A 7,372-nucleotide genomic window follows, 5' to 3' on the forward strand; every position below is an offset into this window, starting at 1 on the left:
CTGCTCTGAGGTAGAATTCATGTCGGGCAAGGTGGCGTTTTTGTTGATAACTGTGTTTCTAGATAACTCACATTTTATCAATCACTTACGGCATTCTTGCCCCTTTTTATGCAAAATTCAGGCTAGTCCGGCGGCAACTGGTCCGGCGCCGTTCCCAGGCGCTGGCCCGGGTTCATTTTCTCCAGCGCCAGCAGGGCGGCGGCGTGGTCGGCATGTGCAAACTCGTCGGCAATGCTGCGGTAATTGGCGGTGACGACCGAGGTGACCGGCAGCACCAGGCCGGCATCGGCGGCGGCCACCAGCACGTTTTGCAAGTCCTTGAGCTGGCTCGTGACCTGCCCGCCGGGAATGAAATTGCGGTCCAGCATGCGCTGGCCGTGCAATTCGAGGATGCGGCTTTCGGCAAAGCCGCCGCGGATCGCGCCGCGCACGGCGGCCGGATCGGCGCCGGCCGCCTGGGCCAGCAGCAGCGCCTCGGCCACGATATTCAGGGTGCCGCCGACGATTAACTGATTACACAATTTGGCAACCTGGCCGCTGCCGGCGGGGCCGACCAGGGTGGGCCGTCCCATCGCGCGCAGGACGGGTTCCGCCTGGGCAAAGTCATCGAGCGCAGCGCCAGCCATGATCGCCAGGCTGCCGGCTTGCGCACCTGCAACGCCTCCGGAAACGGGCGCATCGAGAAAGCGGACCTGACGGGCAGCCAGGCGCGCGTGGAAAGCCAGGGCTTCGCCATGCTGGGTAGAACTCATGTCGATCCAGAGCGCGCCGGGGTGCAGGCTGGGCAGCGCGGCGTCGATGACCTCGCTCACCACGGCGCCGGACGCGAGCATGGAAATGACGATGTCGGCCGTGCGCACGGCCTCATCGAGCCCGCTGCAGGGCTGGACACCGGCGCGACGCAGGGCCTCGGCTTTGTCGGGAGAGCGGTTCCAGGCGCGTACGGTCCAGCCGGCTCCAGCAAGGCGGATGGCCATCGGATGGCCCATCAGGCCGATGCCGAGAAAGGCGATGGTGAGGGTAGTCAGGGCGGCCTCCAGGGATGGAAGTGAATGCGGCTTCAAGCATGTCATTTTATCAAATTGCGCGCACACGTGATGCAAGGCGAGGTTTCAGCTTCGTCGGTACAATAGTGGACACGCTAATCATGATGAATTAGCGTGCCTATCTCAGAAAGCCCTACATATGTCCCTGTTAAACATGAAGCTGTGCGCCTCGCTGGCAACGCTCGCGGTGATGGCCGCAACCCCGTGCGCGTTTGCGTCCGACAAAGTGATTGATAACGCCTCGCTGGAAGTCGGTGGCGGCGCCAAGGTCCAGATGGTCCGTTTTGGCGTGCAAAAAGACTGGAACCAGCGCTGGTTCCAATCGAACGGCACCCACCTCAGCGGTTACTGGGATGCCTCGATTGCCCAATGGCGCGGCAATGCGTATCAAAACGTGGACGGCCAACACCAGAACATCACGAATATCGGTTTCACGCCGGTGTTCCGGTTCCAGGCCGACGACATGACCGGTTGGTATGGCGAAGCGGGCATCGGCCTCAATTTGCTGTCGAAGCGCTATGACAACGATTCGAACCGGCTGTCGACCGCGTTCCAGTTCGGCGATCACCTGGGCGCTGGCTATGTATTCGCCAATCAATGGGATGTGGGCATGAAGATTCAACACTTCTCGAACGGCGGCTACAAAAAACCCAACAGCGGCGTGAACTTCCTGGTGCTGAAGGTTTCGCGCGCGTTCTGATGACCGCTGCGTTTGGATGGTGCTGAACGGCGCCCGATGCGAATCGGGCGCCGTTTTGCCGTGGGCGATCAGTAGGACGACAGGGCTTTGTCGAATTTGATCAGCCACAGGCGGCTCGGGCGTTCCTTGTCGGCGCCACGGCCGACCCGGATGCGGTTGGCTTCGCCACAACCGGCGGCGCTGCTCGCGATGATGTTGCCGGCGGCGTTGACGTTGCATTTGGTGACGTCGGCGGCCACGGTCTTGCCATCCGGACCGGTGACGCGGGTGACCATGCCGAAGTCGTTATCGTTGGTCAGCGCCAGGGTCATGCCGTCGACCAGGGCCAGGCCTTCCGCCTTTTCGGCCAGCCAGCCGATCGCGTTCAGGTCCAGCAGCAAGGTCTTTTTCAGCGGCGTCACGCCGGCCCAGCTGGCGCCGTTGATCGCCGTGCCGCTCATGCTGCTTTTTTCCAGGTCGGACGTGGCCGGATTGAAACCAGGGGCGAGAATGTTGCTGGCCTCGCCGATCTGGACCAGCATCAGCTTGTTGAACACCTCGCCGCCGGGTCCGGCGCCCTGCTCGATGACGATGAATTTGCCATTGCCCAGCGCGACCATGTCGCCCAGCTTGGCGTTGCCGGTGCGCCCGTCCGCGTAATCCTTGCCGTCCAGCGGATAGGCGAACATGCGGGTGGTCGCGCCGGTCGCCGGGTCGAATTCGATCCAGCGCGTAAAGCGGGCAAAGCGCTCGACCTGTTCGTTCTTGCCGGTGACGGCGTAGGCCGCCGTGCCATCGCTGAGCGGGCTTTGCAGGAAGGCGTGGATCTTGTCGCTGGCCGTGTCGAGCGTCATCCCTTCCATGCCGCGGTTGGCGCGGCGCTTGGCAAGAATGGCGGGCAAGCCGCTGCCGGGGGCGTATCTGGCCTGGATGATGCCGGTGCCGACGTCGATGCGCGCCAGGAAGGGGCCGTACTCGTCGCTCACCCACAGGGCGTTGCGGCGCTGGTCGACGGCGATGGCTTCGCTGTCGATGCCGCCGGCGTTGAATACGGCCTTGCCGGCGGGATCAAATTTCATCGCGTCAAACACCGGGATTTCGGCCGAGTTGCCAAGCGATCCGGCCGGCACCGGCAAGCCGGACGCGTTCACGCCGGCCGCCACCTTGATCGGCAAGCTGGAACTCAGGGTGGCGCCGTTCTTGCCGATGGTGAACACGCCGATCGATGGCGTGAAGCTGGGCGAAGGGAAAATCTTGCTGCCCATCGTGCCCTGGCCGTCGAGCGCGGGGACATTCGGACCGTCGCCGTTGGGACCACGGTCGGTCAGGCTGTAGAACTCCAGTTCGCCGTTTGCATTCTTGCCCTTGAAAGCGAGCCCGGAACCGTAGGATGGCAGGAAGCCTTGCGGAAACTCGGCCTTCACGGCCGCGTTGGCGCCTTCGTACGGGACGTGGAAACTGGCTGCCGCCCTGACCTGGTAACGCGTCACGCTGGTAGCGACCTTGCCCAGCGGCGTGGACTGGGTAAATTGCTCGATTGCGGGCGTGCCGAGGCTGGCGGCGAGGGTGTCTTCGAAATGTTCGCGTGCCAGCATGCGACGGTCGTCGTCGATGGTGCGTTCGCCGTAGGCGCTGCCGGCCAGGCTGCCTGAGAGCGCGGCGTTGAAGACGGGCGCGGCCGCATTGACATCGAGGTTTTTGCCGGCCAGCGCGGCTTTTGCGTCGGCGCCGAGCTTGATGCCGTTGGATGGGTCGTTATCGTCGTCGAGCACTTGCAGGGCCAGCAAGCGGTTTACTACCTTGGGGTCGGTCACGTCGGTTCCTCCCGAAAGCGACAGCGGCGTCAACAGCGTGCCGCAGCTCGCACTGCCTAATGCCATCCCGCCAATGCTGAAGGCAACTGTTTCGCCGACTATACAGGAGAACTCGCCTTTGGCATTGGTGGTGGCGCGTGCGCGCGTGCCGGCGACGTAGTCGAGCCCTTCGACGGCGGCATCGAGGAAGACGCCGGTTTGCGCCGCGGGCGCGGTATGCACGGTGTCGCTGCTGCCGCCGCAGCCGGCCATGGCCATGGCCGCCGCAGCGGCGATCAGGGAAAGTTGCGGGAGAAACTTCATGCAAGCCTCATCAGGGATGTCGTTCGAAAACGCAAGAGTGTACTGAGCGAGCGTGACGCCAGGATGACATGCGTGTTTGACAAAGATCAACCATCCCACATTCAAAATTGAACTTTTACTGAACAACCGCAGTAAGCTTTTTCCATCGAGCAGGAGGGAGGGCTTTGCGATGCGGATACTGATCCTGGCAATGCTGTTGGCGGCGACGCCGCCCGCGCTGGCGCAGACCAGCTGGCTGACCGTGGACGAGGCGGCTTACCGCCTGTTAAGCCCGGCCATGCCGGCCGCACGCCTGCATGCGACTCCCGGCGCCGCAGCGGTCACCCCGGCGCCGGTGGTGCTGGTGGAAGTGCCGTCCAAGGAAGTGGGCCGGGTGGCGCGCTTGCTGCACCAAAAGCTTGGGCATTGCGGCGGCTTCATGGTGCATGCGGACCAGGCCAGCGCGCAGCGCGGCCTGGCACAGGGCGCGGCGGCGCCGTTAGCCGGACTGGTGCGACCAAGCTATCTGATCGTTCATCAGGCGCAGGTCATGCCCATGCTGGCCGGCATGAAGGCCAAGCAAATCGCACGCACGATCGCGGGCTTGTCGGCCTTTCCCGACCGCTTTTACAACAGCCCGCACGGCGCGCGCGCGTCCGAGTGGCTGCGGCAAGGCTGGGCCGCCACCGGCGCGCGCCATGGCGGCGTGCTGGTCGAGACCTTTGCCCACCCGGGCTTTCCACAGGGATCGGTAATTGCCACCATCGCCGGCACCGACCTGGCCGACGAAGTTGTCGTGATCGGCGCCCATCTCGATTCGATCAACGCCAACGCCATGGACGAGCCGGGGTCGGCGCAAGCTCCCGGCGCCGATGACGACGCCTCCGGCGTGGCTGGCCTGACCGAGGTGCTGCGCGTCATCAGCGAAAGCAAGTACCGGCCGCGCCGCACCATCAAGCTGATCGCTTACGCGGCGGAGGAAGTCGGCCTGCGCGGTTCGCAAGAGTTGGCGCGCGCGTTCCGGCAGGCCGGCATCCAGGTGGTCGGGGTGCTGCAGCTGGACATGATCAACTACAAGGGCGCGGACAAGGATATCTATTTACTGCGCGATTACAGCAGCGCCGAGCAGAATGAATTCCTGCGTAAATTGATCGCCGCATATTTGCCGGGTGTTACCGTCGGTAGCGATTCCTGCGGTTACGCCTGTTCCGACCATGCCTCCTGGCACGCCGAAGGTTACCCGGCCTCGATGCCCTTCGAGTCCTCGCTGGCACGCGCCAATCCCCACATCCACAGCAAGAACGACACCTTCGCCAGCTCAGGCGGACAAGCCGTGCACGCGCTCAAGTTCGCGCGCCTGGCGGCCGCCTTCGCAGTGGAGCTCGGCAGTTCCTCGCCATAACGGCTCATGCTTAACGGATACAAACTTGCCGTAAGTCATTGATTTATATATACATTTACTGTGAACAAATTCCCACAATCTAGTTTGTGCGGTACTTCCACGTGATAATATTTTTTGCAAAGTATGTACAACCATTTAGCAATTCAGGCATCCGACCGGTGCGGCCATTTTGGCTGCATTGTTTTTTGGATGAGCGCGGTCTGACCCACCAGTCACGCCATCGCTCGACAAATGGGCTACAACGCCCATCTATAAAAAAGGAAAATCCGATGGAGAACCAAGTGCACCAATTCCAGCGTCGCGCGATGCCTGCCCTGCTTGCAGTCCTGATTTCCGGGCTGCTGGCGACCACCAGTGCCAGCGCCGCTCCCGGCAAAGGCTGGATCACGGTGGGCGACACCGCGTACACACATTTGCAAAAAGTTGCACCGCAAGCGATTGCGCGCCAGAGTCAGGTTGTGAGGACCAATGACCAGGCCGGGCTCGTCGCTGCGGAGCGAGTTCACCTGGTGCAAGTGAACGAAGAAGAAATGCTGAAGCTGAACGAATCGATCCACCATGAGCTCAAGCGTTGCGGCGGGTACATGTATCACGAGACCGAAGCCGACGGCAAGCGCGCGCTGGCCAAGCTGGCGGCTCCAAGCACCAACGCCAGCCTGGCGGCGTTGGCCCGGCCGAGCTACGTGATCGACAATCAAGCGCTGGTGACGCCGGTCTTGTCGCAAATGCAGGCCAGCAATATCGCCACGACGATTACCGAACTGTCCTCGTTCACAAACCGCTTTTATACGACCACGGGCGGCTCCGACGCGTCCAACTGGCTCAAACAGAAGTGGGCCGGCATGGCCACCGGGCGCGCCGATATCGCAGTGACGCAATTCACGCACAGCGGCTATAACCAGAAATCGGTGATCCTTACCATTACCGGGACCGATAATCCGTCCGAGGTGATTGTGCTCGGCGGCCACCTCGATTCCACGATCGGCAATACCGGCGAAACGTCGCGCGCGCCCGGTGCCGATGACGATGCGTCCGGCATCGCCAGCATGACTGAAGTGCTGCGCTCGATGATTGCCAACGGCTACAAGCCGCGCCGCACCATCAAGATGATCGGTTATGCCGCCGAAGAAGTGGGCTTGCGCGGTTCGCAGGCGATTGCCCAGAATTTCAAGGCGAATAATGTGAACGTGGTCGGCGTCATGCAGCTCGACATGACCAACTATAAAGGCTCGGCCAACGATATTTATATCTATACCGACTACACCGACAGCGCGCAGAACACCTTCGTCGGCAATCTGATCACCACCTATCAGCCAACCCTGACGATCGGCTACGACAAGTGCGGTTATGGCTGCTCGGATCACGCTTCGTGGACGGCGCAGGGTTATTACGCGTCGATGCCTTTCGAGGCCTCGTTCACCCAGGATAATCCGTATATCCACACGGTTAACGACACGTTTGCCAATTCCGGCGGGCAGGCCAATCACTCGCTCAAATTCGCGCGCCTGGCGGCATCGTTCGCGATTGAACTGGGCAGCGATGGCGCAGCGCCGGGCGGTACCGACAAGACCGAAACCTTTACCGGCAGCCTGACCTCGGGCCAGAAGAAAACCTTCGGTCCGTTCAAGGCGGCGATTGGTTCGGTCGTGTCGTCGACCACGGGAACGGGCGATACCGATCTGTATGTGCGTAAAACCTCGGTGCCGACCACCTCCAGCTACACCTGCAAGTCGGATGGCTCGACCAGCACGGAAAACTGCACCGTCAATATGACGGCCAATGGCGATGTGTATGTACTGTTGAACGGCTATACGGCGTCGAGCTACACCTTGAAAGTGACGTATAAACCGCAATAAACGACGTTGAATAGCAGGGAATTCCGCCGCGCAAATGCCCTGGCAGATTGCGCGGCGCCAGATTTACCTGACATTCATGCGTCCGTCGACAAAAACGCGGACGAAAAAAAACCCCGGTTTGCACTAAGCGCGATCTTGAGCGCGCTTAGGCTTACCGGGGTTTTCTTCTTATAACTAGCCTGACGATGACCTACTTTCACACTGGTTGCAGCACTATCATCGGCGTAAAATCGTTTCACGGTCCTGTTCGGGATGGGAAGGGGTGGTACCGATTTACTATGGTCATCAGGCAT

The 7,372-nt window shown here is 61.6% G+C and carries 5 protein-coding genes and 1 rRNA gene; 3 read left to right on the forward strand and 3 right to left on the reverse strand.

What is annotated here, in order from left to right:
- Positions 1–122: 122 nt before the first annotated feature.
- Positions 123–1,028 carry an NAD(P)-dependent oxidoreductase gene (locus tag F0185_RS33790; protein WP_267876040.1) on the reverse strand — a complete coding sequence of 302 codons (906 nt, stop codon included), beginning with the start codon at positions 1,026–1,028 and terminating at the stop codon, positions 123–125.
- A gap of 157 nt (positions 1,029–1,185) precedes the next feature.
- Between F0185_RS33790 and F0185_RS33795 the strand changes: the two genes are divergently transcribed.
- Positions 1,186–1,746, forward strand: coding sequence for an acyloxyacyl hydrolase (locus tag F0185_RS33795; RefSeq protein ID WP_187362725.1), 561 nt, complete (start codon positions 1,186–1,188; stop codon positions 1,744–1,746).
- A gap of 68 nt (positions 1,747–1,814) precedes the next feature.
- Here F0185_RS33795 and F0185_RS33800 read toward each other — a convergent pair whose 3' ends face one another.
- Positions 1,815–3,842: an esterase-like activity of phytase family protein gene (locus tag F0185_RS33800; RefSeq protein ID WP_167233038.1), complete on the reverse strand. Its 2,028-nt coding sequence runs from the start codon at positions 3,840–3,842 to the stop codon at positions 1,815–1,817.
- Between the two features lie 169 nt (positions 3,843–4,011).
- On the opposite strand from F0185_RS33800, the gene F0185_RS33805 reads away from it, so the two are divergent.
- Positions 4,012–5,223: a M20/M25/M40 family metallo-hydrolase gene (locus F0185_RS33805; protein ID WP_229477314.1), complete on the forward strand. Its 1,212-nt coding sequence runs from the start codon at positions 4,012–4,014 to the stop codon at positions 5,221–5,223.
- Between the two features lie 269 nt (positions 5,224–5,492).
- The gene (locus F0185_RS33810) at positions 5,493–7,079 is read left to right on the forward strand and encodes a M20/M25/M40 family metallo-hydrolase (protein ID WP_167233040.1); all 1,587 of its coding nucleotides are present in this window, start codon (positions 5,493–5,495) and stop codon (positions 7,077–7,079) included.
- Between the two features lie 177 nt (positions 7,080–7,256).
- Here F0185_RS33810 and rrf read toward each other — a convergent pair.
- Positions 7,257–7,369, reverse strand: a 5S ribosomal RNA gene (gene rrf, locus F0185_RS33815).
- Positions 7,370–7,372 lie beyond the last annotated feature (3 nt).

The sequence above is a fragment of the Massilia rubra genome (assembly GCF_011682065.1).
In the GTDB taxonomy this organism is placed as follows: domain Bacteria; phylum Pseudomonadota; class Gammaproteobacteria; order Burkholderiales; family Burkholderiaceae_D; genus Telluria_A; species Telluria_A rubra.

Coding starts and splice junctions, on each gene's coding strand:
- F0185_RS33805 (WP_229477314.1), top strand. CDS start 4,012: ATGCGGATACTGATCCTGGCAATGCTGTTGGCGGCGACGCCGCCCGCG.
- F0185_RS33810 (WP_167233040.1), top strand. CDS start 5,493: ATGGAGAACCAAGTGCACCAATTCCAGCGTCGCGCGATGCCTGCCCTG.
- F0185_RS33800 (WP_167233038.1), bottom strand. CDS start 3,842: ATGAAGTTTCTCCCGCAACTTTCCCTGATCGCCGCTGCGGCGGCCATG.
- F0185_RS33795 (WP_187362725.1), top strand. CDS start 1,186: ATGTCCCTGTTAAACATGAAGCTGTGCGCCTCGCTGGCAACGCTCGCG.